Source organism: Nakamurella alba (genome assembly GCF_009707545.1).
In the GTDB taxonomy this organism is placed as follows: Bacteria; Actinomycetota; Actinomycetes; order Mycobacteriales; family Nakamurellaceae; genus Nakamurella; species Nakamurella alba.
This window is the reverse complement of record NZ_WLYK01000001.1, coordinates 881684-906416: the sequence shown is the minus strand read 5'-3', so window position 1 is coordinate 906416 and position 24733 is coordinate 881684. Positions and strand designations below refer to the sequence as shown.

At 71.6% G+C, this 24733-nt stretch carries 21 protein-coding genes; 9 read left to right on the top strand and 12 right to left on the bottom strand.

The features are described 5' to 3' along the window. Nucleotides 1-79: 79 nt before the first annotated feature. From GIS00_RS03970 to serA, 8 genes are all read right to left on the bottom strand, one after another. Complete coding sequence (locus tag GIS00_RS03970; RefSeq protein WP_230312746.1) at nucleotides 80-1741, bottom strand: regulator; 1662 nt, start codon at nucleotides 1739-1741, stop codon at nucleotides 80-82. 19 nt (nucleotides 1742-1760) lie between these two features. Continuing rightward, nucleotides 1761-2483 carry a cysteine hydrolase family protein gene (locus tag GIS00_RS03965; RefSeq protein WP_154767038.1) on the bottom strand — a complete coding sequence of 241 codons (723 nt, stop codon included), beginning with the start codon at nucleotides 2481-2483 and terminating at the stop codon, nucleotides 1761-1763. Between the two features lie 139 nt (nucleotides 2484-2622). Further along, complete coding sequence (locus GIS00_RS03960; RefSeq protein ID WP_154767037.1) at nucleotides 2623-3993, bottom strand: allophanate hydrolase; 1371 nt, start codon at nucleotides 3991-3993, stop codon at nucleotides 2623-2625. Between the two features lie 134 nt (nucleotides 3994-4127). Then, nucleotides 4128-4817 (bottom strand): GntR family transcriptional regulator, encoded by a 690-nt coding sequence (locus GIS00_RS03955; RefSeq protein ID WP_322097461.1) that lies wholly within the window; start codon nucleotides 4815-4817, stop codon nucleotides 4128-4130. A gap of 75 nt (nucleotides 4818-4892) precedes the next feature. Next, a complete protein-coding gene (locus GIS00_RS03950; RefSeq protein ID WP_154767036.1) occupies nucleotides 4893-5675 on the bottom strand; it encodes a fumarylacetoacetate hydrolase family protein in 783 nt (260 codons plus the stop codon). Between the two features lie 148 nt (nucleotides 5676-5823). Further along, the gene (cimA, locus tag GIS00_RS03945) at nucleotides 5824-7515 is read right to left on the bottom strand and encodes a citramalate synthase (RefSeq protein WP_154767035.1); all 1692 of its coding nucleotides are present in this window, start codon (nucleotides 7513-7515) and stop codon (nucleotides 5824-5826) included. A gap of 167 nt (nucleotides 7516-7682) precedes the next feature. Beyond that, nucleotides 7683-8705 (bottom strand): 3-isopropylmalate dehydrogenase, encoded by a 1023-nt coding sequence (locus tag GIS00_RS03940; RefSeq protein ID WP_154767034.1) that lies wholly within the window; start codon nucleotides 8703-8705, stop codon nucleotides 7683-7685. Between the two features lie 387 nt (nucleotides 8706-9092). Then, on the bottom strand, nucleotides 9093-10685 hold the full coding sequence (gene serA, locus GIS00_RS03935; RefSeq protein WP_322097459.1) for a phosphoglycerate dehydrogenase: 1593 nt from the start codon (nucleotides 10683-10685) through the stop codon (nucleotides 9093-9095). A 389-nt stretch (nucleotides 10686-11074) separates the two neighbouring features. Here serA and GIS00_RS03930 point away from each other — a divergent pair, with 389 nt between their 5' ends. The 4 genes from GIS00_RS03930 to GIS00_RS03915 all read left to right on the top strand — a co-directional run bounded on the left by GIS00_RS03930 (nucleotide 11075) and on the right by GIS00_RS03915 (nucleotide 13613). After that, nucleotides 11075-11854 carry a hypothetical protein gene (locus tag GIS00_RS03930; protein ID WP_154767033.1) on the top strand — a complete coding sequence of 260 codons (780 nt, stop codon included), beginning with the start codon at nucleotides 11075-11077 and terminating at the stop codon, nucleotides 11852-11854. A 150-nt stretch (nucleotides 11855-12004) separates the two neighbouring features. Continuing rightward, a complete protein-coding gene (locus GIS00_RS03925; RefSeq protein ID WP_154767032.1) occupies nucleotides 12005-12421 on the top strand; it encodes a hypothetical protein in 417 nt (138 codons plus the stop codon). Between the two features lie 82 nt (nucleotides 12422-12503). Further along, on the top strand, nucleotides 12504-12944 hold the full coding sequence (locus GIS00_RS03920; RefSeq protein ID WP_154767031.1) for a hypothetical protein: 441 nt from the start codon (nucleotides 12504-12506) through the stop codon (nucleotides 12942-12944). Between the two features lie 81 nt (nucleotides 12945-13025). After that, entirely contained in the window at nucleotides 13026-13613 is a 588-nt protein-coding gene (locus GIS00_RS03915; protein WP_154767030.1) for a hypothetical protein, read from the top strand. Nucleotides 13614-13988: 375 nt separating this feature from the next. Here the strand turns inward: GIS00_RS03915 and ilvC are convergent, their stop codons facing one another. The 3 genes from ilvC to GIS00_RS03900 form a co-directional block, all read right to left on the bottom strand. Next, nucleotides 13989-15017, bottom strand: a complete 1029-nt coding sequence (gene ilvC, locus GIS00_RS03910) for a ketol-acid reductoisomerase (protein WP_154767029.1) — start codon at nucleotides 15015-15017, stop codon at nucleotides 13989-13991. 193 nt (nucleotides 15018-15210) lie between these two features. After that, nucleotides 15211-15723, bottom strand: a complete 513-nt coding sequence (ilvN, locus tag GIS00_RS03905; RefSeq protein ID WP_322097724.1) for an acetolactate synthase small subunit — start codon at nucleotides 15721-15723, stop codon at nucleotides 15211-15213. Nucleotides 15724-15878: 155 nt separating this feature from the next. Next, entirely contained in the window at nucleotides 15879-17669 is a 1791-nt protein-coding gene (locus tag GIS00_RS03900) for an acetolactate synthase large subunit (protein ID WP_154767028.1), read from the bottom strand. Between the two features lie 592 nt (nucleotides 17670-18261). On the opposite strand from GIS00_RS03900, the gene GIS00_RS03895 reads away from it, so the two are divergent. The 5 genes from GIS00_RS03895 (at nucleotide 18262) to GIS00_RS03875 (ending at nucleotide 24353) form a co-directional block, all read left to right on the top strand. Then, a complete protein-coding gene (locus GIS00_RS03895) occupies nucleotides 18262-18882 on the top strand; it encodes a PH domain-containing protein (RefSeq protein WP_196073103.1) in 621 nt (206 codons plus the stop codon). A gap of 263 nt (nucleotides 18883-19145) precedes the next feature. Next, nucleotides 19146-21008 (top strand): dihydroxy-acid dehydratase, encoded by a 1863-nt coding sequence (gene ilvD / locus GIS00_RS03890; RefSeq protein WP_154767026.1) that lies wholly within the window; start codon nucleotides 19146-19148, stop codon nucleotides 21006-21008. A gap of 12 nt (nucleotides 21009-21020) precedes the next feature. Then, nucleotides 21021-21572 (top strand): PH domain-containing protein, encoded by a 552-nt coding sequence (locus GIS00_RS03885; protein ID WP_154767025.1) that lies wholly within the window; start codon nucleotides 21021-21023, stop codon nucleotides 21570-21572. Continuing rightward, nucleotides 21559-23163 carry a PH domain-containing protein gene (locus GIS00_RS28625; protein WP_196073102.1) on the top strand — a complete coding sequence of 535 codons (1605 nt, stop codon included), beginning with the start codon at nucleotides 21559-21561 and terminating at the stop codon, nucleotides 23161-23163. The genes GIS00_RS03885 and GIS00_RS28625 overlap by 14 nt, the downstream gene beginning before the upstream one ends. A 5-nt stretch (nucleotides 23164-23168) precedes the next feature. Then, on the top strand, nucleotides 23169-24353 hold the full coding sequence (locus tag GIS00_RS03875) for a PQQ-dependent sugar dehydrogenase (protein WP_154767023.1): 1185 nt from the start codon (nucleotides 23169-23171) through the stop codon (nucleotides 24351-24353). Nucleotides 24354-24361: 8 nt separating this feature from the next. Here the strand turns inward: GIS00_RS03875 and GIS00_RS03870 are convergent, their stop codons facing one another. Next, on the bottom strand, nucleotides 24362-24730 hold the full coding sequence (locus GIS00_RS03870) for an ArsR/SmtB family transcription factor (RefSeq protein ID WP_322097457.1): 369 nt from the start codon (nucleotides 24728-24730) through the stop codon (nucleotides 24362-24364). Nucleotides 24731-24733 lie beyond the last annotated feature (3 nt).

Sequence of the window (24733 nt, the reverse complement as noted above, 5' to 3'; positions counted from 1 at the left end):
TCCGTCCGACCCGGTCGGGGGCGGGTCGGACGGAGCGGAGGGAGGGCGTGACTCGCACGCCCTGGTCTGCGGTGCCGGATCAGGCGGTGGTGGGTTCGCCCTTGACGATGCGGGTCGACGCGGCGGGGGCCGGCGCGGCCTCCTGGGCCTCGACCGGGACGTCCTCGCCCTCGTGGGCGACCGGATCGACGAGTTCGTCGGCCGGATCGCCACCGGTCTCGCCGCGGCGGCTCAGCCCGATCAGCGCGAGCACCACCGCGAGCAGCACGTAACCGAGGGCGATCCCCGGTGCCGCCGCCCACTTCACCTCCTCGGCGTGCAGCAGTCCGATGAAGGTCAGCACCGCCCCCACCCCGGCACCGATCGCGGCGAGGAAGAGCTTGCGGTCGAGGATGAAGGTGACGATGGCGCCGAGCACCATGCCGGCCAGCGTCGCCCCCTGACCGAGTACGCGCAGCCCGTGGTAGACGAGGCCGGCCCCGGCCAGCGACTCCTCCCCCACCTCCGCGGCCGTGGTTCCGGCTGCGGAGAGCGCATTGTCGATCAGCCCGGCCCCCCACGCCGCGAGGTTGGGGATCAGCGCGGCCACCACCGCCGCGGCGTGCAGCCGCGGGACCGACTGGAACGCCTGCGCGCCGATCAGCAGGCCGATGTACAGCAGGATCGGCACGATCGCGGGCAGCGGAAGTACCGCGGCGAGCAACCCGAACAGCCCCAGGAAGCAGAGCACCGCCACCACCACGCCGCTGGCCAGCGAGTAGCTGGCGCGGCCGCCGGCCTCCTTCCAGCCGGGATGACCGATGTAGACGGCCGGCGGGAACGGCGACCCCAGCGCGGATCCGATGATGGCGCCGGTGCCGTCGGCGAGCAGGACGCTGCGCAGGTTGTAGCTGTCCCCTGCCGCGGCCGCGCTCTCCACGTTGCTCATCGCCTCGAGGAAGTTGTAGACGCCGAGCGGGATCGCGGTGGCCAGCAGTGGTCCGAGATCCGAGAGTCCCTGGAACAGCATGTCGATGTTGAGGGTCGGCACTGCGACGGCGATGTCCCGGACGGCGGCCGAGACGTCCGGCGCCGACATGTATCCGCCGATCCAGCCGATGGCGGTGCCGACCAGCAGCGCGGCCAGGCCGATCGGGATGTTGCCCGGCAGCTTCAACCCGGTGAAGAAGCCGACCAGGATGATGCCGAGGACCGGCAGGCCGATCCAGGCGGCCTCCCAGATCTGGGCGGCCGGCCGCATGGAGATGAAGGTGATCGAGATGCCGGCCAGCGTGCCCAGCAGTGCGGCGCGCGGGGTGATCCTGCGCAGGAACGGCCCGACGAACGCGCCGAGCAGCACGATCACCCCGATGACGAAGGCCCAGGCGAGCCCGGCCTCCCAGGCCTGCAACGGATCTCCGGTCCGCAGGTAGATCGGCAGCATGATCACGAACACGACGATGAACATGTGCGGCACGCTGGGCCCGTAGGGCAGCGCCGCGACGTCGGTCCGGTTCTCCTTGCGCGCCAGTCGCCGGGCCAGCAGCGTGTAGTAGAGATTGCCGGCCACCAGGGCGATCCCGAGCGCAGGCAGGACCGTACCGAGCACGTCACCGGCCGGGACGTTCACCACGAAGATCATCAACGTGGTCAGCGTGAGCACGTTCACCAGGATGTTGAAGGCCAGGCCGAAGAAGGCGTTGGTCTCGCCGCCGCTCCACCAGGGCAGCCGCAGGGTGGGTCCGGAGGTGGTGCTGGTCATGACTGTTCTCCTTTCCTGGTCAGACCGCGCCGGCGGCAGCGGCCGGGGCGGGCAGGTGCTCGAGCAGGGCCGCGGAATCGGCCACCCAGCCGAAGATCCCGCCCTGGGCGGCGATCATCTGCAGGCCGACCCGCTGGAACTCCGGGAAGTACGAGCCGACGCAGTCGGACAGCACCAGGCAGTCGTAGCCACGGTCGTTGGCCTCGCGGACGGTGGTGTGCACGCACACCTCGGTGGTGACGCCGGTGACGATCAGCCTGGTGATGCCGTGCCCCTGCAGGATCTCGGCGAGATCGGTGGCGTAGAAGGCACCTTTGCCCGGCTTGTCGAGCACGATCTCGCCCTCGATCGGGGCGAGGTCGTCGACGATGTCGTGGCCGTACTCGCCGCGGATCAGGATGCGCCCGTACGGTCCGGGGTCACCGATCCGCATCGACGGCTTGCCGCGACGGAGCTTGGCCGGCGGCAGGTCCGACAGGTCCGGGCGGTGCCCCTCCCTGGTGTGGATGACCAGCATGCCGGCGGCGCGGGCCGCGGCGATGACCCGCTGCAGCGGCGGGACCACCGCGGCGAGCTGACCGACGTCGTTGCCGAGGGTCTCGCCGAAACCGCCGGGCAGCAGGAAGTCCCGCTGCATGTCGATGACGACGAGGGCGACCTCGCCGACGGGCAGCGCGAAGGGACCGGGGACCGCGTCGACCTCGACAACGGCGGCCGGGTCCGGGACGGACTCAGGGGTCATGAGCTCACTCCTTGGGACGGGGACGAGAGGGAGTGCCGGTACTGCGGATCGACGCGCTGGTGGTGGTTCTCGCCGCACACCCGACCGGGACGGGCGGGAGGCGGACCGGAGGAACTGGTGGAACGGTGGGACTGCCGGGTCAGTGGACAGGTGCGAGGGCGTGCGGCAACGCCGCAACCGCAGCGCCGACCCGGAGCACCAGGTCGTCGGACAGTGCCGGGCCCAGGATCATCGCCGCCGATGGCCGGCCGTCGGCGGTGACGCCGGTCGGCACGGTCAGCGCGCACAGGTCGAGCAGGTTGCCGAAGTGCGTGTAGTGGCCGAGCGTGGTGTTGGTGGCGACGGGATCCGCCAGTACCTGGGCGACGGTGAAGGTGGTGCCGATGGTGGGCAGTACCAGGACGTCGACCTCCTCGAAGATCCGGCCCACCTCGGCCCGCAGCTCCGCCATCCGGTACTGCGCCCGGAACACGTCGACCGCGGTGTACTGCGCGCCGGAGGCGATGATCCCGGCGACCACCGGGTGCACCGCGTCCGGGTGCCCGGCCATGAAATCGCCGAACTCCAGGTACCTCTCGGCCACCCAGGGTCCCTGGTACAGCAACTCCCCCGCGGCCAGGAACGGCGCCAGCGGCACCTGACGCCGCTCAGGGAAGGCCCCGGCGATCGCATCCCGGGCGGCGAGATGTGCCTGCCGCACGGCATCGTCGCCGAAGAAGTCCAGCTCGTCGGCCTCCGGCAGACCGATCCGGGCCTCCGGCGCCGGCATGGTCGTCCGGCGACGGGGCCGGCTCCAGGCATCCCGCTCGTCGACGCCGGACACCACGTCGAACACCGTCGCCAGGTCGTCGACCGTGCCGGCGATCAGGCTGACGCAGTCCAGCGACCGGCAGGCCGGGACCAGCCCGACGGTGCTGATCAGGCCGCGGGACGGCTTGAACCCGGGGATCCCGTTGAGCGCCGGCGGGACCCGCCCGGATCCCGCGGTATCGGTGGCGACGGCGAACGGCACCTCGCCGAGCGCGACGGCGACCGCGGAGCCGGAACTCGAGCCGCCGGAGATCATCTCGTCGTCGAAGACGCTCCGCGGGATGCCGTACGGGCTGCGGGTGCCGTTCAGCCCGGTGGCGAACTGGTCGAGGTTGTTCTTGCCGATCATCACCGCGCCCGCGTCCAGCAACGCCTGCACCGCCGGAGCGGTGTCCGTCGCCACCCGCGACCAACCCGGGCAGGCCAGGGTGGTCGGCCAGCCCCGGACGTCGAGACTGTCCTTCACCCCGAACGGAATCCCCCACAGCGGGAGATCCCTTGGCAGATCGGCCACCTCGCGGAGCCGGGCGTCCAGCATCGCGCGGTCGGCCACGGTGATCCAGACCCCGTCGTCACCGCGTTCCCGGATCTTCTCCAGCACCCGGGCGATCACCGCGGCCGGCGTGGTCGCCCCGGAGCGGTACGCCGCCAGCAGACCGGCGACGGTCATCGGGATGTCGGAGAGGTCCTCGTCGAGCATTGGTCGATTGTCGACAATCCATGTGACAGGTGATCTGCTCCGGTGTTACGAATGTGTGAGCGGAACCGGACAGCGCGCAGGTCCCTCGTGCGCTGCCCGGTTCGGTCCGGGTCGGTCCCGGTCGCCCGGTCGGTTCAGTCCTGGTCGGCGACGGCAGCGACGAGGTAGCGGCGACTGCCGTGCTCGGCGAGGGTGCGCAGCAGCACGCCGGCGTCGTTGGAAACGGCCGCCTCCAACAGGTCCTGGTGCCGGCGCAGTCCCGCCTCCGACCCGAGCAGGGCGGCCTCGGTCCGCAGGTTCACCGCCATCGGCCGCTGCAGCTTGAGCAGCACCGGTTCGATCGCCAGGTCCAGCTGCCGGTTGCCGGCCAGGCCGACGAGGGCGGCGTGGAAGCTCCGGTGGGCGTCGTCCTTGGCCAGTTCGTCCCCGCTGCGGTCGGCCCGCCGCATCTCCTGCAGGGCCTGCTCGCACACGGCGAGCCGCGGTGCGGCCACCTCCGGGTGCAGCGGGAACGCCGACTCGATCGCGAAACGTTCCAGCACGTCCCGGATCTCGAACAGCTGGCGGATGTCGGTCTCGGACCACTCGGCGACCCGGGCTCCGCGCCGCGGCAGGTGGTCGATCAGCCCCTGCTGGGCCAGCAGCCGCAGCGCTTCGCGCAGCGGGGCCCGGCTGATCTCGAAGCGACGGCGGATCTGCTCCTCGATCAGCCGCTCCCCCGGCTCCAGGTGCCCGGAGAGGATCTCCTCGCGGAGCCGGCGGGTCGCGACCTCGACCAGGCTGGGCGCGTACAGACCACCGACCGACATGTCGGACACGGTCACCGCCCTTCGTTCACCGATTCGCCCCGCGGCCAGTGTAGGCAGACGGGTGGCGGCGGCCGCCGCTTCCCGGCGACGTCAGCGGGCGGCGACCGGATTGCTGAGCGTTCCCAGTCCCTCCACGGTCACGCTGACCATCTGCCCGACCGCCATCGGACCGACCCCGGCCGGCGTCCCGGTGAGGATCACGTCGCCGGGCAGCAGGGTCATCACCCGGGTCACGAACTCGACGAGTTCCGAGACGGTGAACACCATCTCGGCCGTGTGGCCGTCCTGCTTGACCTCGCCGTCGACCTCGGTGCGGATCGTCACGTCACCCGGGTCCAGGTCGGTCTCGATCCACGGCCCGAGCGGGCAGAAGGTGTCGAAGGACTTGGCCCGGGTGAACTGGACGTCGGAACGCTGCAGGTCGCGGGCGGTCACGTCGTTGGCGATGGTGTAGCCCAGGATCACCGACGACGCGTTCTCCGCGGCGACGTCGCGGCACGGCCGGCCGATGACAACCGCGAGCTCGCCCTCGAAGTCCACCTGCTGCGAGTCCGGCGGCAGCAGGATCGAGGCGAACGGCCCGATCACCGTGGTGCTGGGCTTGAGGAAGATCAATGGCTCGGTCGGCAGCTCGTGCCCGAGTTCGCGGGCGTGGTCGGCGTAGTTGCGGCCGACCGCGACCACCTTCGACGGCAGGATCGGCGCCAGCAGCCGGGTGTCGGCGATCGGCCAGGACCGGCCGGTGTAGGTCGGGGTGCCGAAGGGGTGGTCGGCGATCTCCCGTGCGATGTCGGAGGCGCCGTCACCGCCCTCGCCGGCTTCGATGGTGACGAAGGCGACGCCCTCGGGGTGGGCGATCCGGGCAAGCCGCATGCCGGTTCTCCTCGTGCTCTCGTGCGCTGATGTCCGTGTCGCGACCCGACCGGCTCCGACGCCGCGGCGCCGGGCCGCGCGCGGGCCGCAGACCATTGTTCACCGTCCGGGCGACGCCCGTCGCCGGGCGCGGCCGCAGGTGTTCTGCTCAGCGGGAGCCGAGGGCGTGCACCAGCGAGTCGACCAGCGCCGCCCAGGAGGCCTCGACCACGTTGGTGTGCACGCCGACGGTGGTCCAGTCGGCCACGGCCGGGTCGGTGGTCGAGGCGGAGGTGACCAGCACGCGGGTCACCGAGTCGGTGCCGGCGTGGCCGGCCAGGATCCGCACCTTGTAGTCGACCAGCTCCACCCCGTCGAGCTCGGGCAGTTCGTCGGCCAGCGCCTGTCGCAGCGCGGAGTCCAGCGCGTTGACCGGTCCGTTGCCCTCTGCGGTGGCGATCACCCGGCGGCCGCCGACGTGCACCTTGACGGTCGCCTCGCTGGTCACCTGCTGACCGGTGGACAGCGCGTTGTGCTCGACGATGACGCGATAGGACTCCAGCTCGAACCGGGCCGCCGCCGGGGCGCCGTCGGCCTTGGCCAGCTCCTCGCGCAGCAGCAGCTCGAAGGAGGCGTCGGCCGCCTCGTACGACCAGCCCTGGGCCTCGCGCTGCTTCACCGTGTCGACGACGGCGGCCACCACGTCGGTGCGGCCGGCCAGGTCGACCCCCAGCTCTGCGGCCTTGAGCTCGACGGAGGCGCGGCCGGCCATCTCGGTGATCAGGATGTGCATGTCGTTGCCCACCTCCTCCGGGTCGAGGTGGTTGTACAGCTCGGGATCGACCTTGATCGCGGACGCGTGCAGACCCGCCTTGTGCGAGAACGCCGACGCCCCGACATAGGCCTGGTGGGTGTCCGGCGCGATGTTCGCCAGCTCGGCCAGCGCGTGCGACACCCGGACCATCTCGGTGAGCCGGCCGTCCGGCAGCACCGGCAGGCCCAGCTTGGTGACCAGGTTGCCGAGGACCGCGAAGAGGTCGGCGTTGCCCGCCCGCTCGCCGTAGCCGTTGGCCGTGCACTGCACGTGGGTGGCGCCGGCCTGCACCGCGGCGACGGTGTTGGCCACCGCGCAACCGGTGTCGTCCTGGCAGTGGATGCCCACCCGGAACCCGCCGCGCTCCCGCACCGCGCCGACGATCTCGTGGATCCCGACGGGCAGCATGCCGCCGTTGGTGTCGCACAGCACGACCACGTCGGCCCCGGCGCCGACCGCCGCCTCGGCCACCCGCAGGCCGTAGTCGTTGTCGGCGCGGTAGCCGTCGAAGAAGTGCTCGCAGTCCAGGAACACCCGGCGCCCGTGGTCGGTGAGGTAGCGGACCGTGTCCGCCACCATGGCCAGGTTCTCCTCGAGGGTGGTGCGCAGTGCGCGCTCCACGTGCCGCGGATCGGACTTCGCGACCAGGGTGATCACCGGTGCCCGGGAGTCCAGCAGAGCCCGGACCTGGCGGTCGTCGGCGACCTTGATCCCGGCCTTGCGGGTGGCGCCGAACGCCACCAGCTGCGCGGTCCGCAGATCCAGCTCGCCATCGGCGGCCCGTGCGAAGAACTCCGTGTCCTTGGGCATCGCCCCCGGCCAGCCGCCTTCGATGAACCCGACCCCGAGCTCGTCCAGCAGCCCGGCCACCGCCAGCTTGTCGGTCACCGAGTAGGTGATGCCCTCACGCTGCGCGCCGTCCCGCAGGGTGGTATCGAAGACGTGGAAGTCGTCGCCGAGCGGGGACAGGATCTTTTCCGCGGTGCGGCCGGCGACCGCGCCGGCGACATCCGGGACGGCCGGGTTCAGTGCGGTGGGGGTGGACATCGGGACTCCTGGAGGACACCCGTGGGTGGCCGGACGGCGACGGTGGCGGCGGTGACCACCGCACCGACCGCGACCCCCGATCAGGACGGCGACCCCGGCGACAACGGTGTGTCACGACCGACGGTACTGCCCGGAACGCCTCCGGCCGAACTGGAGAGAGCGAGCCGTCAGCTGGCGGCGAGAGCCGCCAGGCGGTCGCCGATGGCCGAGGTGCGGCCGATCGATCCGGGCTGGCGGGTGGCGAGGTCGAAGGCCACCGCGGCCTCGACCCGGCGGGCGGCGTCCGGCAGCCCGAGGTGGTCGAGCAGCAGACCGACCGAGAGCACGGTCGCGGTCGGGTCGGCCTGGCCGGTGCCGGCGATGTCCGGGGCCGAGCCGTGCACCGGCTCAAACATGCTCGGGTTCGCCTTCGACGGGTCCAGGTTGCCGGAGGCGGCCAGACCGATACCGCCGGAGACGGCCGCGGCGAGGTCGGTGAGGATGTCGCCGAACAGGTTGTCGGTGACCACCACGTCGAACCGGCCCGGGTCGGTGACCAGGTAGATCATCGCGGAGTCGACGTGCGTGTAAGAGACGGAGACGTCGGGGAACTCCATCGACACCTCCTCCACCACCCGGCTCCACAGCTGGCCGGCGTGCACCAGCACGTTGGTCTTGTGCACCAGGGTCAGATGCCGGCGCGGCCGGCGCATGGCGCGGGCGAAGGCGTCGCGGACGACGCGCTCCACGCCGAAGTAGGTGTTGAGCGAGACCTCGGTGGCGATCTCCTGCGGGGTGTCCTTGCGCAGCAGGCCGCCGTTGCCGACGTACGGACCCTCGGTGCCCTCGCGGACCACCATCAGGTCGACGGCCTGGTCACCTGCCAGCGGTCCGGGCACACCCGGGTACAGGCGGGCCGGGCGCAGGTTCACGCAGTGGTCGAGCTCGAACCGCAGGCGCAGCAGCAGTCCGCGCTCCAGGATCCCGGACGGCACCGTCGGGTCGCCGACCGCACCGAGCAGGATCGCGTCGTGCTGGCGCAGCTCGCGCAGCACCGAGTCCGGCAACAGCTCGCCGGTGCGGTGCCAGCGGGCGGCACCCAGGTCGTAGGTGGTGGTCTCGACCGACGGCAGCACGCCGGTCAGCACCTTGAGCCCTTCCGCGACGACCTCAGGACCGATTCCGTCTCCAGGAATGACCGCCAGCTTCATCGTTTCCCTGTCCTGTGATGCCGGTGCGCACGGATGCTCCCACCCCGGAAGCGGTGGGAGGTTTGGTATGTCCTGCGAAGAGTAACCGCCCGTGCTCCATGAGTGGCCACCCGACGCGTTCAGCTGCTCCGATGGGGTGAAGATTTTCTTGCCGAGGTCCTCGTCCCGCGACTCCGGACGGCCGTATCGCCTGCTCTGTCCGGTTCCGCCACCCACCACCGACTCCACCCCACGCCCTGCCCCGACCCCGGCCCCTCGCGCGGATCAACTTCCTCCGCGCGTACGAAGTCGTTGACTCCGGTCCCACCCGTCACAAAAACAGTGTGATCTGGCGTGTCTGCGATCTTGATCCTCGCGCGGGACGGGGGTGGGGTAGGTGGGGGTGGGTCAGGAGGCGGGGATGCCCCGCACGGCGCTGGCCTCGATGGATTCCCCGATGGTCTCCAGCAGCTCGGGGGCGGGCAGCGGCTCGACCCGCAGCACCATGATCGAGGCGTGCCCGGAGATCTCCTGCGAGATCTGCGCGGCCAGGATGTTGATGCCGGCGGTGCCGAGCGCGGCGCCGACGGCGCCCATCACGCCCGGGCGGTCGGCGTAGGCCATCACCAGCAGGTTGCCCTCGGCGCGCAGATCGAAGTGCCGGCCGTTGATCTCGACCAGCTTGGCCACCTGTGCCTGCCCGGACAGCGTGCCGGACACCGACCGGACGGCACCGTCGGACATCGCGGCGCGCAAGGTCACGGTGGACCGGTAGTCACCGATCTCCGGGGTCGAGCTGCCGGACAGGGTGAGCCCGTGCTCGGCGGCCAGCGACGGCGCGTTGACGAAGGTGACGGCGTCGGTGATCACCGGGCCGAAGATCCCGCGGACAGCGGCGAGCTGCAGGATCGAGGTGTCGACCCCGGCCAGGTCGCCGCGGACCTCCACCGCGACCGAGACCGGCACGGCGCCGGCGACCGCGGTCAGGATGCTGCCGAGCCGGGTGACCAGCGGGATCCACGGCCGGACGTCGTCCGGGACCGGGCCGGTGGCCTGGACGTTGACGGCGTCCGGGACGAACTCGCCGCGCAGGGCCAGCTTCACCGAGCGGGCCACCGCGGTGCCGGCCTTGTCCTGGGCCTCGGCGGTGGACGCGCCGAGGTGCGGGGTCAGCACCACGTTCGGCGCGGTCAGCAGCGGGTTCGCCGGGTCGATCGGCTCCTTGACGTAAACGTCGATGCCGGCACCGGCCACCCGGCCCTCGGCGAGCGCGTCGGCCAGCGCCTGCTCGTCGATCAGACCGCCCCGCGCGGCGTTGACCACGATCAGGTTCGGCTTGACCGTCTTCAGCTCCTCCACGCCGATCAGCCCCAGCGTCTCCGGGGTGCGCGGCAGGTGCACGGAGATGATGTCCGCCTCGCGCAGCAGGGTGGGCAGGTCGACCAGCTGCACACCCAGCGACGCGGCGCGCGCGGGCTGCAGGTACGGGTCGTAGGCGATGACGTTGGTGCCGAAGGCGGCGATCCGGCTGGCGAACAGCTGCCCGATCCGGCCCAGACCGACCACACCGACCGTCTTCTCGGCGATCTCGACGCCGGAGAAGGAGGATCGCTTCCACTGGCCGGCCACCATCGAGGCGTGCGCCGCCGGGATCTGCCGGGCCACCGACAGCAGCAGCGCCAGCGCGTGCTCGGCGGCGGTGACGATGTTCGACTGCGGCGCGTTGACCACCAGCACACCGCGGGCGGTGCAGGCCGGGACGTCGACGTTGTCCAGCCCGATGCCGGCGCGCGCGACGACCTTGAGCTGCGGCGCGGCGGCCAACGCCTCGGCGTCGATGGTGGTGGCCGAGCGGATCAGCACCGCGTCGGCCTCGGCCAGCGCCGGGAGCAGGGCGGACCGGTCGGCGCCGTCCACGTACCGGATGTCGAACTCCGATCCGAGGACGTCCATCGCGGACTGGGCGAGCTTCTCGGCGATCAGGACGACGGGCTGGGGCACGGGTGTTTCCTCTCGGGGCGCCACGTTGAGCGTCTGAGTCACGGGTCGGACTGGTGTCGCGGGTCGCACGGCAGCGATCCGACTTCTCGGTTGTTCTCGCTACGGACCCGGTCCGGCCGATGGGGCCGGCGCAGGTCCGGTCACCTCGGCCGGGCGTTCCCGGCCGTCGTGGCCGGGAACGATGCTAGTCGGCGCCGACCGGGCCACCGCACCCGCCCGGGCACCGGTCGCGGTGCGGCCGGCATCCCCCGGAAGGCTGTCGGGCCCTGTCCGGAACGGTGTTTTCCGCCAAATCTGTACTATCCGCGCGCACTGGTGCTCTCATGGTCACGCACACCTCGGCAACAGCCGACCGTGCCCCCACGACGGCCCTCGGAAGGGATCGACCAGTGACCACTCCCCCGCCCTACGGTTCCCAGCCTGGTGCCCAGGGATATCCCGGCCAGCAGCCGGGTGGTTACCCGGCCACCGGCGGTCAGCCGGCCTACCCGCCGTCGGGCCCGCAGCCCGGCTACGGCCAGCCGCAGTACGGACAGCAGCCGCAGCCGCCGGCGGACTACGGACAGCAGCCGGCGTACGGCCAGCAGCCCGCCTACGGGCAGCCCCCTGCTTACGGCACCCCGCCGGCCTACGCCCCCGCGCCGCCCGGCGGCAACCGCCCAGGCCTGGCCACCGCCTCCGCGGTGCTGGCCTTCATCTTCGGCGCCGGCGCGATCATCCAGGCGCTGTTCGGCGTGGTCATCGGTTCGCTGTTCAGCGGTGCCTCGGACTACGTCGACTCGGCCGCCGAGTACTCGGTGCGGCTGTCCTGCGACGAGTCCAGCGTCGCCTACTCGGCGTCCACCTGCGAGCAGGCCCGGCAGGCCGCCGGCGACCTGCAGGACGCGGCCGGGAGCGTCGGCACCTTCGGCATCCTGCTCGGCATCGGTGCCGCGATCGTCGCGATCCTGATGATCTGGGGCGGCGTGGTGCTGCTGTCCGGCAAGAACGGCCAGATGGTGGTCATCGCCTCGGCGATCTACGTCGTGCTGATCATCGCCCTGATGATCGCCACCAGCTTCGGCTTCTTCTACGTCTTCGGCATCGTGCTCCCGGTGCTGATCACCGTGTTCGCGCTGAACCCGGCCGTGAAGAACTGGGTCCGGGCCAAGGGCGGCAAGACGTTCTGATCCGGCCCCGTCACGGCCGCCCGCCCACGGGTGGCCGTGACGATCCAGGGAATTCCCGGCGATCCCGGCCCGCGGCCGTGAGGTTGTTGTTAGCCTCCGACCGGACCGCAGGTCGTGTCGGCCTGCCCTGATCGATCAACAGGAGAGCACATGAGTTTCGAGCAGTACGGCGCGCCCGGGTACCCGGCGCAGCCGTCCACCCGCCCGGGTGTGGTCACCGCGGCCGCGGTGCTCGCCTTCGTCGTCGGCGGACTGAACGTGATCTTCGGCCTGGTCGGGTTCGGGGTCGTCGCGAGTGTCGGCGGCGCCTACGCGTTCCTCATCATCCTGAACCTGGCGTTCGCCGCCCTGCTGATCTGGGGTGGTGTGCAGGCGATCAACGGCCGCAACGGCACGATCCTGGTCATCGCCGCCGGTATCAGCATCCTGCTGCAGCTGATCTCGATGATCACCTACTTCAGCACCGGAAGCCTGATCGGTCTGGTCATCCCGATCCTGATCCTGGTCTTCATGCTGCAGCAGCCGAGCCGGAACTGGATCCGCTCGCGCGGCGGAAAGACCTTCTGAGCAACCGGTCCCGCTCCGCCCTGCCGCCCCCGTCCGCCACCGGACGGGGGCGGCAGCGCATTGCAGGGTCCCGAGGAGACATGTGTCGCACGAACCGCAGGTGCACGGAGCCGGGGCGCACGACGCCGGCGTCCCCGGACCACCGGTCCCCGCGCGGCCGGGGCAGGTCACGGCCGCCGCGTCGATGGGCCTGGTCGTCGGTGTCGCCGGGATCCTCGCGCTGCCCGCGCAGCTGTTCTTCCGTTCGACCACGCCGGTCGGGTTCGATGCCTGGCGGCCGGTCTTCGTCGCGCTCTTCGGCGCCGCGTCGATCCTCGGCGGGATCCTCGCCGTCCGCGGCCGCAGCAGCCGTCCGCTCGCCGGCGTCGCGGTGGTGGGCGTCCTGGCCTCGATCATCGGCGGCGCGGTCGAGGTCGGGATCCTGCGGTTGCCGGGCTTCGTCGTCGAGGTGCTGATCCTCGTGCTGCTGTTCCAGGGTGCGAGCCGCTCCTGGTTCCGCGCCCGCGGCGGCACCACCTTCTGACCCTCGCCCTCCCTGCTGCACCGGCTCACCCCACTCGTCTCACTCGTCTGCCCCTCTCCCCTTCCGACCCGTAGGACACAGATGTCGCACTCCCCCTGGGCACCCGACCCGGCGCCGCACACTCCGGTCCCGCCCGTCGCGCCGGGCGATCCCTTCGCCGTCGCTCCGCAGGGGCAGTGGTACGGGCCGGATGCGAGGCACCTGCAGCGGCCGTTCACCGGCCCCGATCCCTACCTGGACTACGACCGGTACGGCCGGCCGCTCAACCCGATCGACCCGGCACATGCCGCCCCGTCGGGGACCTGGCAACGACCCGGGATCGTCACGGCGGCAGCGGTTCTGGCGTTCATCGCGGGTGGGCTCGGCAGTCTGGGGCTGATCGCGCTGATGGCCCTCGGAGAGTTCGACACCCCCTTCCTCACCTACCTCGCCGTTGTCGGCCTGCTTTTCGGCGGCATCTTCGTCTGGGGAGGTGTCGCCGCCCTCACCGGCCGTAGCTCGCGCATCCTGGTGGTGCTCGCGATCGCCGATGTGGTCCTGGAAATCGTGCTGCTGGTTCTGACGCGGGACCCCTCCGGCGGATTGCTGTTCCCGATCCTGATCTGGGTGTTCCTCATGCAGCGCCGGTCCCGGGACTGGTTCCGGCTCCGCGGCGGCCGCACCTTCTGACCCCGTCCTGACCTCGCCGGTCTCCGGACCGGTCAGTCACGAGTCGTCGTACCGCGACGGCGTCCGGACGGGGACGATCTGCCGGGTGCCCCACTCCCGGCGCGAATCCGGGACCGGAAACACCGGCACACAACGGAAACGGTCCCCGATTCCCGGGAATCGGTCGCGATCTGCAGTCCGCCCCGCGACGCCCGGTTCGCTCCCCCTGCACCCGGACCGGCCACCCCGACACCCGACACCCGACACCCGACACCCGACACCCGACAGAAAGCACCACCGCCCCCGTCCGGATGCGGACGGGGGCGGTGGTGTGCGGACCGGCGCCGGGATGTGGCGCCGGCCGCGCGTGTGGCAGGCCCTGTGCGGGGCGGTGGATCAGCCGCGGGCGGCGGTCCCGGTGTAGTCGTCCTCGACGGCGACCCAGCTCATCAGGCCGCGGAGCTTGCGCCCGGTCTCCTCGATCGGGTGCTGCTCCTGCTCGGCGCGGAACTTCTTGAACTCCGGGGCACCGGCGTCCTGGTCGGCGATGAAACGGGCGGCGAAGGTGCCGTCCTGGATGTCCTTCAGCACGGCCTGCATGTTCTCGGCGACCTTGTCGTCGATGACGCGCTTGCCCGAGACGTAGTCGCCGTACTCGGCGGTGTCCGACACCGACCAGCGCTGCTTGGCGATGCCGCCCTCGTACATCAGGTCGACGATCAGCTTCAGCTCGTGCAGGCATTCGAAGTAGGCGATCTCCGGCTGGTAGCCGGCACCGACCAGGGTCTCGAAGCCCTGCTGCACGAGGCGGGACACGCCACCGCAGAGGACGGCCTGCTCGCCGAAGAGGTCGGTCTCGGTCTCCTCGGTGAAGGTGGTCTTGATGACGCCGGCCCGGGCACCGCCGATGGCGGCGGCGTAGGACAGCGCGAGCGCCTGGGCGCCACCGGTGGCGTCCTGCTCGATGGCGATCAGGTCCGGCACGCCCTTGCCGTCGACGTACTCGCGGCGGACCAGGTGGCCCGGGCCCTTGGGGGCGATCATGATGACGTCGACGTCGGCCGGGGGCTTGATGTAGCCGAACCGGATGTTGAACCCGTGACCGAAGGCGAGCGCCTTGCCGGCGGTCAGGTGCGGCTCGATGGCGTCCTTGTAGACGTGCCGCTGCACGTGGTCCGGGGTCAGGATCATGATGACGTCGGCCTCGGCCGCGGCCTCGGCGGGGGTGACCACCCGCAGTCCCTCGTCGGTGGCCTTCGCGCGGGACTTCGAGTTCTCCGGCAGTCCGACGCGGACGTCGACACCGGAGTCGCGCAGGCTCAGCGCGTGGGCGTGGCCCTGCGAGCCGTACCCGATGACCGCGACCTTGCGGCCCTGGATGATCGACAGATCTGCATCGTCGTCGTAGAAGATCTCGGCTGCCATGGGGGTGACTTCGTTCCTTTCCGTGGGCGGGGCCCTGCGCCCTCGCCGCGATGTGGAGCTGTAGCGCTGTGGAGCTGAAGCGATGTGGAGCTGGTGTGCTGCGTGTTGCCGGGCGGCCGCGCCGGCGGGAGCAGGTCGTGCTCCGGTGGCGCGGCCGAGGGCCCGGTCCGGGTGGGGACCGGTCGGGTGCGGGTCAGTCGGCCCGCTGCCGTTCCGAGGTGATCGACCGGGCCCCGCGACCGAGCGCGACCATGCCGGACTGCACCATCTCACGCACGCCGAAAGGCTCCAGCATGCGGACCAGTGCCTCCAGCTTGTCCGAGGTACCGGTGGCCTCGACGGTGAGCGAGTCCGGGGTGACGTCGACGATCCCGGCGCGGAACATCTCGACGATGGTGGAGACCTGCGCCCGGACCGCGGGATCGGCCCGGATCTTGATCAGCAGCAGCTCCCGGGTGACCGCCGAGGCCGTGGGCAGCTCGACGATCTTCAGCACGTTCACCAGCTTGTTCAGCTGCTTGGTGACCTGCTCCAGCGGGAGCCCCTCCACCGCGACGACGATCGTCATCCGGGAGACCTCGGGGTTCTCCGTCGGCCCGACTGCCAGCGAGTGGATGTTGAAGTTCCGTCGGGAGAACAGCGACGAGACCCGGGCGAGCACGCCCGGCTTGTTCTCCACCAGCACGGACAACGTATGGCGGGTCACGGTTCTCGTTTCTCCGGAGGGAAGCAGGCCGGCCACCGCCATCGGGTGCCGGCGGTCGGTCGGGATGCGGGCGGCGGCGGTCCGTGCCGCCGGCACGGCCGGCGGGGCGACCGGTGGTGGCGTCGCCGGCGACTCGAGAGTGGGTGCGGACATGCTCATTCCTCGTCGAAGAGCGGGCGGATCCCGCGGGCGGCCATGATCTGGTCGTTGCTGGTGCCGGCCGCGACCATCGGCCACACCTGGGCATCGGCGCCCACGGTGAAGTCGACAACCACCGGCCGGTCGTTGACCGCCATGGCTGCCTCGATCGTACGGTCGACGTCCTCCTTGGACTCGCAGCGCAGCCCGACGCAGCCGTACGCCTCGGCGAGCAGCTTGAAGTCCGGGATGCGGTGCTTGTGCGTCCCGAGGTCGGTCTGCGAGTACCGCTGGTCGTAGAACAGCGTCTGCCACTGCCGGACCATGCCCAGATTGCCGTTGTTGATGACGGCGACCTTGATCGGGATGCCCTCGATGGCGCAGGTGGCCAGTTCCTGATTGGTCATCTGGAAGCAGCCGTCGCCGTCGATGGCCCACACGGTCGCGTCCGGGCGGCCCATCTTGGCGCCCATCGCGGCCGGCACCGCGTAGCCCATGGTCCCGAGACCGCCGGAGTTCAGCCAGGTGCGCGGGTTCTCGTAGGAGACGAACTGCGCCGCCCACATCTGGTGCTGTCCGACACCGGCGGCGTAGATCGCCTCCGGCCCGGCGATCTGCCCCAGCCGCTGGATGACGTACTGCGGCGCCAGGGTGCCGTCGGCCGGCTCCTCGTAGCCGAGCGGGAAGGTCTCCCGCAGCTGGTCGAGTTCGGCCCACCACGCGGTGAGATCCGCGACCGCACCGGCCTTCTGCTCGATGGCCACCGCATTGATCAGCTCGGTGACGATCTCCCTCGCATCGCCCACGATCGGCACGTCGGCGACCCGGTTCTTGCCGATCTCGGCCGCGTCGATGTCGGCGTGGATGATCGTGGCCAGCGGGGCGAAGGTGGACAGCTGACCGGTCACCCGGTCGTCGAAGCGCGCGCCGAGGGCGATCAGCAGATCGGCCTTCTGCAGGGCCGCCACGGCGGCGACGGTGCCGTGCATGCCCGGCATGCCCAGGTGCTGGACGTGCGAGTCGGGGAATGCACCGCGGGCCATCAGGGTGGTGACCACCGGGATACCGGTCAGCTCGGCGAGCTGCCGCAGCTGCGCGGTGGCACCGGCCTTGATCACCCCGCCGCCGACGTACAGCACCGGCCGCCGCGCGCCGTTGATGAGCCGGGCGGCAGCGGTGATCTGACCCGAGTGCGGCTTGGGTGCCGGCCGGTAGCCGGGCAGATGGACCTCCGACGGCCAACGGAAGGTGGTGTCGGCCTGCAGGATGTCCTTCGGGATGTCCACCAGCACCGGGCCGGGTCGGCCCGTGGACGCCAGGTGGAACGCGGCAGCGATCGTCTCGGGGATCTCCCGCGGATCGGTGACCATGAAGTTGTGCTTGGTGATCGGCATCGTGATGCCGCAGATGTCGGCCTCCTGGAAGCCGTCGGTGCCGATCAGCGGCCGGCCGACCTGCCCGGTGATGGCCACCAGCGGCACGGAGTCCATGTGCGCGTCGGCGATCGGGGTGACCAGGTTGGTGGCGCCGGGACCGGAGGTCGCCATGCACACGCCGACCTTGCCGGTGGCCTGCGCGTACCCGGTGGCGGCGTGGCCGGCGCCCTGCTCGTGCCGGACCAGCACGTGCCGGACCTTGGTCGAGTCGAACAGCGGGTCGTAGACCGGGAGGACCGCGCCGCCCGGGATGCCGAAGACGACCTCCGCGCCGGCCTCCTCGAGAGACCGGACGACCGCGGCGGCTCCGGTGAGATGCTCGATGGCAGGGGCGTTCTCGGGCGCAAGGGTGGCAGTGCGGCTCTGCGTCATGACGTCGACCTTCTTCGGTGGCCCGGCCGCGGGTGCGGCCGGATGGTCCTGGGTCCTGCTGGTGCCGGTGCTGTGCTGGTGGTGCTGTGCTGGTGGTGCCGGTGCTGTTGTCCAGCTCGTCGTGCTGTCCTGCTGGTGGTGCTCCGGTCCTCGTGGGACCGGTTGCTGCGGTACCACCCGAACGGGGTGCGAACCGGGGGTGGGGGTTCACGTTCGTTCGGTAGGAGGGCCGACATTCGTGGTGCCGACCGCATCCGGGCAACAAAAAACCCCTTGTCGCGTCAGTGGCGACCAAGGGGTTTGCGCGTCAGCGGCGGGTCGTCACACCCGCGCAATGACGCGCCGCTGGAGTACGAGGAGCTGGGACATGTTTCGACTGTATGACCGACCCCCGGGTGTGTCAAACCGTGGGCGGAACTGTCCCACATGTTGGAACAGCGCTGCCCCGATCGGTTCTCGACCTGCAGGTGGGACCGCCGGCGGATGGCATGCGGCCGACGGACGGAGGGCGTGCTGACAGCGCGTGGCCGGCTCGTGGCCGGCGCTGCCGGGCATGCCGGAACGTGCCCGCGACAGTGCGACGATGGTCGGCGTGTCCCGCCCCGATCGTGCCGTCTTCCGCCTGCCGCTGGTGTCGTTGGCCTTCCCCGTGCTGCTCTTCGTCTGCGCCACCCCGCTGGCCACCGTCCGGGTCTGGCTGCTCTGGGTCTACCTCGCGCCGGTGCTGGCGGTGTTCTACGTGCTGCTGACCCGCACCACCGTGACCCCGGAGTCGATCACCACCTCCGGACTGCTCGGCCGCCGCCGGATCGCCTGGTCCGACCTGGACGGCTTCGAGTTCCGTGGACCTCGCTGGGCGGTGGCCGTCACCACCGCCGGCAAGCGCATCCGGCTGCCGATGATCCGGCCGCGAGACCTGCCCGTCCTCGCCGAGGTGTCCGGCGGCCGGTTGAACCTCGCGGCCCCGCCGGCCGACACGGACACCAATACGGACACAGGTCTCGAGACCGAGACCGATGCACCGACCGACGCCTTCGTGCCGGCGCAGCCGACGGACACGACCGGAGTGACGGACACACCGGTTCCGACCACACCCGACGCTGCACCCGACAACGCAGTCGACGCGACACCCGACGGCAGCGGGACCGGGAACGGCGGCCACGAGGCCACGGCTGCTCCCGCTGCGGACCGGCCCGCCGGCCGGGACGGGTAGCCTGCAAGGGCCCATCAGGCACGATCCGGTCGTCCGTGATCATCACCGGTCCCGACCACGACCGGTTCCGGTCACCAGCAGCACGGATCACCAGCAGCACCCGATCAGGCAGCACCGGCCGATCGCCCCGCCATCCGCCGGGCCACCGATCCCGATCCGCCGGATCGACAGATGTGACAGCTTTCCGGTCCCACCGTTCCCCCCCAGTCCGACCAGCACCGGCCCGGCACCGCCGTCGAGGCCGGCACCCAGGAGTCGTTCCCATGCCTGCACTGCGTTCCCGTACCTCCACCCACGGCCGGAACATGGCCGGCGCCCGCTCGCTGTGGCGCGCCACCGGCATGACGGACGACGACTTCGGCAAGCCGATCATCGCGATCGCGAACTCCTACACCCAGTTCGTGCCGGGGCACGTGCATCTCAAGGACATGGGCGACCTGGTCGCCTCCGCGGTGGTCGAGGCCGGCGGCGTGGCCAAGGAGTTCAACACCATCGCCGTCGACGACGGCATCGCGATGGGCCACGACGGGATGCTCTACTCCCTGCCCAGCCGCGAGCTGATCGCCGACTCGGTCGAGTACATGGTCAACGCGCACACCGCCGACGCGCTGGTCTGCATCTCCAACTGCGACAAGATCACCCCCGGCATGCTGATGGCCGCACTGCGGCTGAACATCCCGGTGGTGTTCGTCTCCGGCGGCCCGATGGAGGCCGGCAAGGCCGTCATCGTCGACGGTGTCGCGCACGCCCCCACCGACCTGATCACCGCGATCGCCGCCTCCGCCTCCACCGTGGTGGACGAGGAGGGCCTGGCGGCGGTGGAGCGGTCCGCGTGCCCCACCTGCGGGTCGTGCTCGGGCATGTTCACCGCGAACTCGATGAACTGCCTCACCGAAGCTCTCGGACTCTCGTTGCCGGGCAACGGGTCCACCCTGGCCACGCACGCGGCGCGGCGGGACCTGTTCCTGCGCGCCGGTTCCCTGGTCGTCGAGCTGGCGAAGCGGTACTACGAGCAGGACGACGAGTCGGTGCTGCCGCGGAACACCGCGAACAAGGCGGCGTTCGGCAACGCGATGGCGCTGGACGTGGCCATGGGCGGCTCCACCAACACGGTGCTGCACATCCTGGCCGCTGCCATCGAGGGCGAGATCGACTTCACCCTCGAGGACATCGACGCGATCTCCCGCCGGGTGCCCTGCCTGTCCAAGGTGGCGCCGAACTCGGACTACCACATGGAGGACGTGCACCGGGCGGGTGGCATCCCGGCCATCCTGGGCGAGCTGTGGCGGGCCGGGCTGCTCGACGAGTCGGTGCACACCGTGCACTCCCCCGACCTGGCGTCCTGGCTGTCGGAGTGGGACGTCCGCGCCGCCGCGCCGTCGGCGAAGGCCCTCGAGCTGTTCCACGCCGCACCCGGCGGGGTCCGCACGACGAAGGCGTTCTCCACCGAGAACCGTTGGGACACCCTGGACACCGACGCGGCCGGCGGCTGCATCCGGGACAAGGCGCACGCCTACACCGTCGACGGCGGGCTGGCCGTGCTGCGTGGCAACCTGGCCGAGGAGGGCGCGGTCATCAAGACCGCCGGCATCGACCCGTCGCTGTTCCACTTCACCGGTACCGCGATCGTGCTGGAGTCCCAGGAGGACGCCGTGCAGGCGATCCTGGGCAAGAAGGTGCAGCCCGGCCACGTCGTCGTCATCCGCTACGAGGGTCCGGCCGGCGGCCCCGGCATGCAGGAGATGCTGCACCCCACCTCGTTCCTCAAGGGACTGGGCCTGGGCAAGGTGTGTGCGCTGGTCACCGACGGGCGCTTCTCCGGCGGGTCCTCCGGCATCTCCGTCGGCCACATCTCCCCCGAGGCCTGGGCCGGCGGCACCATCGGCCTGGTACAGGACGGCGACGAGATCGAGATCGACGTCGAGCAGCGGCTGCTCCGGGTGAACGTGCCGGACGCGGTGCTGGCCGAGCGCCGGGCGAAGATGGAGGCCTCCGAGCGGCCGTGGGAGCCGGTGGACCGGGACCGCACCGTCTCCAAGGCGCTGCAGGCGTACGCCTCGATGGCCACCTCCGCCTCGGCCGGTGCCGTCCGCCGGGTCCCGCCGCGCCAGCACCGCAACGGCTGATCCCCGACCGCCGTGCCCGACCCGGCCGCAGCACCTGCTCCGGATCCCGCGCCACCTGCGCCCGATACGGCACCGCTGCCCGGTGACGACGGGCAGGCGAGGCACCGGCTCCCCCGGCGCAGCCTGACCTACCAACTGGTGTGGGTGCTGCTGGTCGGGATGCCGGTGTCGGCCGCGGTGATCACCGGCGCCGCCATGCTGTCCTGGTTCACCCCGGGGATCCGTTGGGTGATCGCGGGCCTGGTGGTGCTGTACCTGCTGCCGGTCCGGCTGATCCTGACACCGCTGTGGTGGCAACGGTTCTGGTACGCGGTGTCGCCGGACGAGGTGGACGTGCGGCACGGCGTGCTGCTCACCACCCGGACTGTGGTGCCGATGAACCGGGTGCAGCACCTCGCGGTGACCCACGGCCCGCTGGCCGACCGGTTCGGGGTGGCCACGGTGCACATCCACACCGCGGCCGGCGAGATCACCCTGCACGACCTGGATGCCGCGGAGGCCGAGGCGGTCCGCGCCCGGCTGGCCGTGCTCGCCGGACTGGCCGGTCCCGGTGACGACATCTGACCCGCCGCCGCTTGCCACGGACCCGCCCGGCCGACCCGGCGAGATCGCCGAGCGGCGGCTGCATCCCGCCTACCTGCTGATCAGCGCCGGTCAGACGGTGCGCAGCGCGATCCCGGTCGCCGCGGCCCTGGCCTTCTCGCCGATCCGCTGGTGGGCGCTGGGCATCGGCGGGGTGCTGGTGGTGCTCGGCGCGGTGACCGGCTGGTGGTTCCGGCGTTACTCGGTGTCCGGACAGGTGCTGCGCATCCGGTCCGGTCTGCTGGCCCGCAAGGAGCAGACGGTGCCGGTGCACCGGATCACCGCCCTGGACGCGCACCGCGGGCTGGTGCAGCGGCTGTTCGGCGTCTGGGGGCTGCGGGTGCAGACGCCCGGCGACGGCGAGCGGGCCACGGTCCGGCTGGCCTGCCTGTCCGGCCGGGCGCTCGACGAACTCCGCGCGGCGCTGGCCGACCCGGGCGCCGGCCCGGGCCGCTCCTCTCCGGGTGCCGCAGGTGTCCCAGGTGCACGTCCACCCGGCGAGGTGATCGCCCGGCTGCGCACCGGTCGGCTGCTGATCGCCGCGGTGACCGGCACCTCGGTGCCGCTGCTGCTGGCCGGCGCCGCGGGCGTGTGGAACCGGCTGCAGGAGATCCTGCCCGGGTCGGTGCACCGCTGGCTGCGGCAGGAGATCCTGCGCGACCTGACCTGGCTGCTGGCGCTGGCGCTCCTGCTGCTGGCGTTGTTGGGGGCCGTGCTGATCACCTCGCTCCGGCTGGCCCGGTTCACCCTGGTCCGCGATGGCGACCGGCTGCGGATCAGCCGCGGCCTGCTCGCCCAGCGGTCCGGCACGGTGATCGTCGACCGGATCCAGGCGGTCCGGATGGTGGAAGGGCTGTGGCGCCGGCCGTTCGGGCTGTGCGCGCTGGAGGTCGAGGTCGCAGGCATCGGCAAGGACCGGGACAGCGAGCGCACGCTGTTCCCGCTGCTGCGGGTGACCGAGGTGCCGGACCTGCTGGCCCGCGCCGTGCCCGAACTCGTCGCGCCGCTGACCGGGGTGCAGCGGGTGCCGGCCCGGGCCCGCCGCCGCTACCCCACGCTGCCGCTGCTCACCGGTGTGGTGCTGTCCGCACTCGCCCTGCTGCTGCCCGGCCGGTGGGCCGTACTGGCCGTGGTCCCGGTGACCGTGGCAGTGCTGGTGGCCTGGGGCCAGGTCCGGGCGGCCGGGCTGGCGCGCACCCCGCAGACGGTCACCCTGCGCTGGCACCGGGTGCTGGCCCGGCACACCGTGTCCGCGCGCTCGCCGCGGGTGCAGCTCACCCACGTCACCACCACCCCGTTCCAGCGCCGCGCCGACCTGGCCGGGATCCGGCTCGCGCTGTCCTCCGGCCGCGGCGCCCGGCTCCGGCACCTCGACGCCGACACCGGACGGGCGCTGCAGCACACCGTCGGCCGGCGGTCCCGCGCGCTCCCGGCTGCACCCACCTGTCCGGCCGGGCCGACAGATCCGCCTGGTCCAGCTGGTCCGACAGAGCCGACTGAACCGACTGGTCCGACCGGCCCGGCTGTTCCTGCTGTTCCACACATCGGCCCCACCCCTGCCACGTACCGTTGATCCCGATGTCCCCGCACCTGTCCCGCACCCGGACCCGGCTCGCACTGTGGCTGGCACCGTTGCTGCTGCTCGTCGCCGCCTGCGGGGACTTCTCGGCCGAGGCGGTGCCGTACAGCGTGCAGCCCAGCCTGACCCCCGCCGTCGTCACCCCGGTGGTGCCGGACCCGCCGACGCCCGGGCAGTCGACCAGCTCGTCCAGCAGCAGCTCCACCAGCTCGGCGCCGCCCGACCCGTGTGTGCCGACCGACCCGGCGGTGATCGCGGCCTGCCTGGACGCGCCGTGGGGACTGGTCCCGCTGGACGGGCAGTCGGCGCTGGTCGGCGAGCGCACCACCGGCCGCATCCTGCTGGTCGCGTACCAGCAGACCCCGGTGGAGATCGCCACCGTGCCGGACGTCGACGCGAGCGGCGACGGCGGACTGCTCGGCCTGGCCGTGTCCCCGTCCTATGCCGAGGACGGCCTCATCTACGCCTACGTCACCACGAAGACCGACAACCGCATCGTGCGGATCGCGCCCGGCGACACCCCGAAGGCGATCTTCACCGGCATCCCGCGCGGCGCCGAGCACAACGGCGGTCCGATCACCTTCGTCGACCGTTTCCTCTACGTCGCGACCGGGGACGCCGGGGATCCCACCGCCGCCGGGTCGGACAGCTCGCTGGCCGGCAAGGTGCTGCGGCTGGACGAGTTCGGCAAGCCCACCGGCGGCACCCTGACCCCAGGATCCCCGGTGTTCGCGACCGGGCTGACCCAGCCGACCGGCATGTGCGTGCTGGCCACCGGCAACCTCGGGGTGATGGACCACCGCAAGGCCCAGGACCTGCTGCTGTCCGTCTCGGCCGGCCACGACTACTCGCAGCCGAAATCCGGCGACTCGGCCTGGAGCTGGACGAAGGCCGAGGGCGGCGCCAACGACTGCGCCTTCGACCAGGGCATCCTGGCCGCCACCTCGCTGGCCGGCAAGCAGGTGGTCGGCCTGGAGATGACCGAGCAGGGCACCTTCACCGGGGACCCGGCGCAGCTGCTCGGCGACAAGTACGGCCGGCTGCTCACCGTGGAACCCGGCCCGGAGTCGCTGTTCTGGATCACCACCTCGAACAAGGACGGCGCCGGCGACCCGACGCCGTCCGACGACAGGGTGATAGTGCTGCCCAACTCCGGTGGCGGGGGCGGCGGCGGGCCGGACTGAGCCCGCGCTCAGGAGCCGGGCGCGGTGCCTGGGTTCACGGCCGCGTCCGCAAGCCGGCGTTCCCGCTTGCCACGGGCGATCTCGGTGGCCAGCGCGTCCAGCTTCGGCTCCCAGAACCGGCGGAACGGCTCCAGCCACTCGTCGGTCTCCCGCAGCGGCTCCGGTCGGACCGCGTAGAGCCGGCGGGTGCCCTGCGCCCGCACCGAGGCGAACCCGTTGTCCCGCAGCACCTTCAGGTGCTGCGAGACGGCGGGCTGGGAGATCCCGAACTCGGCGCCGACCACCGCGACGATCTCGCCGGCGGCCTGTTCGCCGCCGGCGAGCACCTCGAGGATGCGCCGGCGGACCGGGTCACCGAGGACGTCGAAGGCGTGCACGAC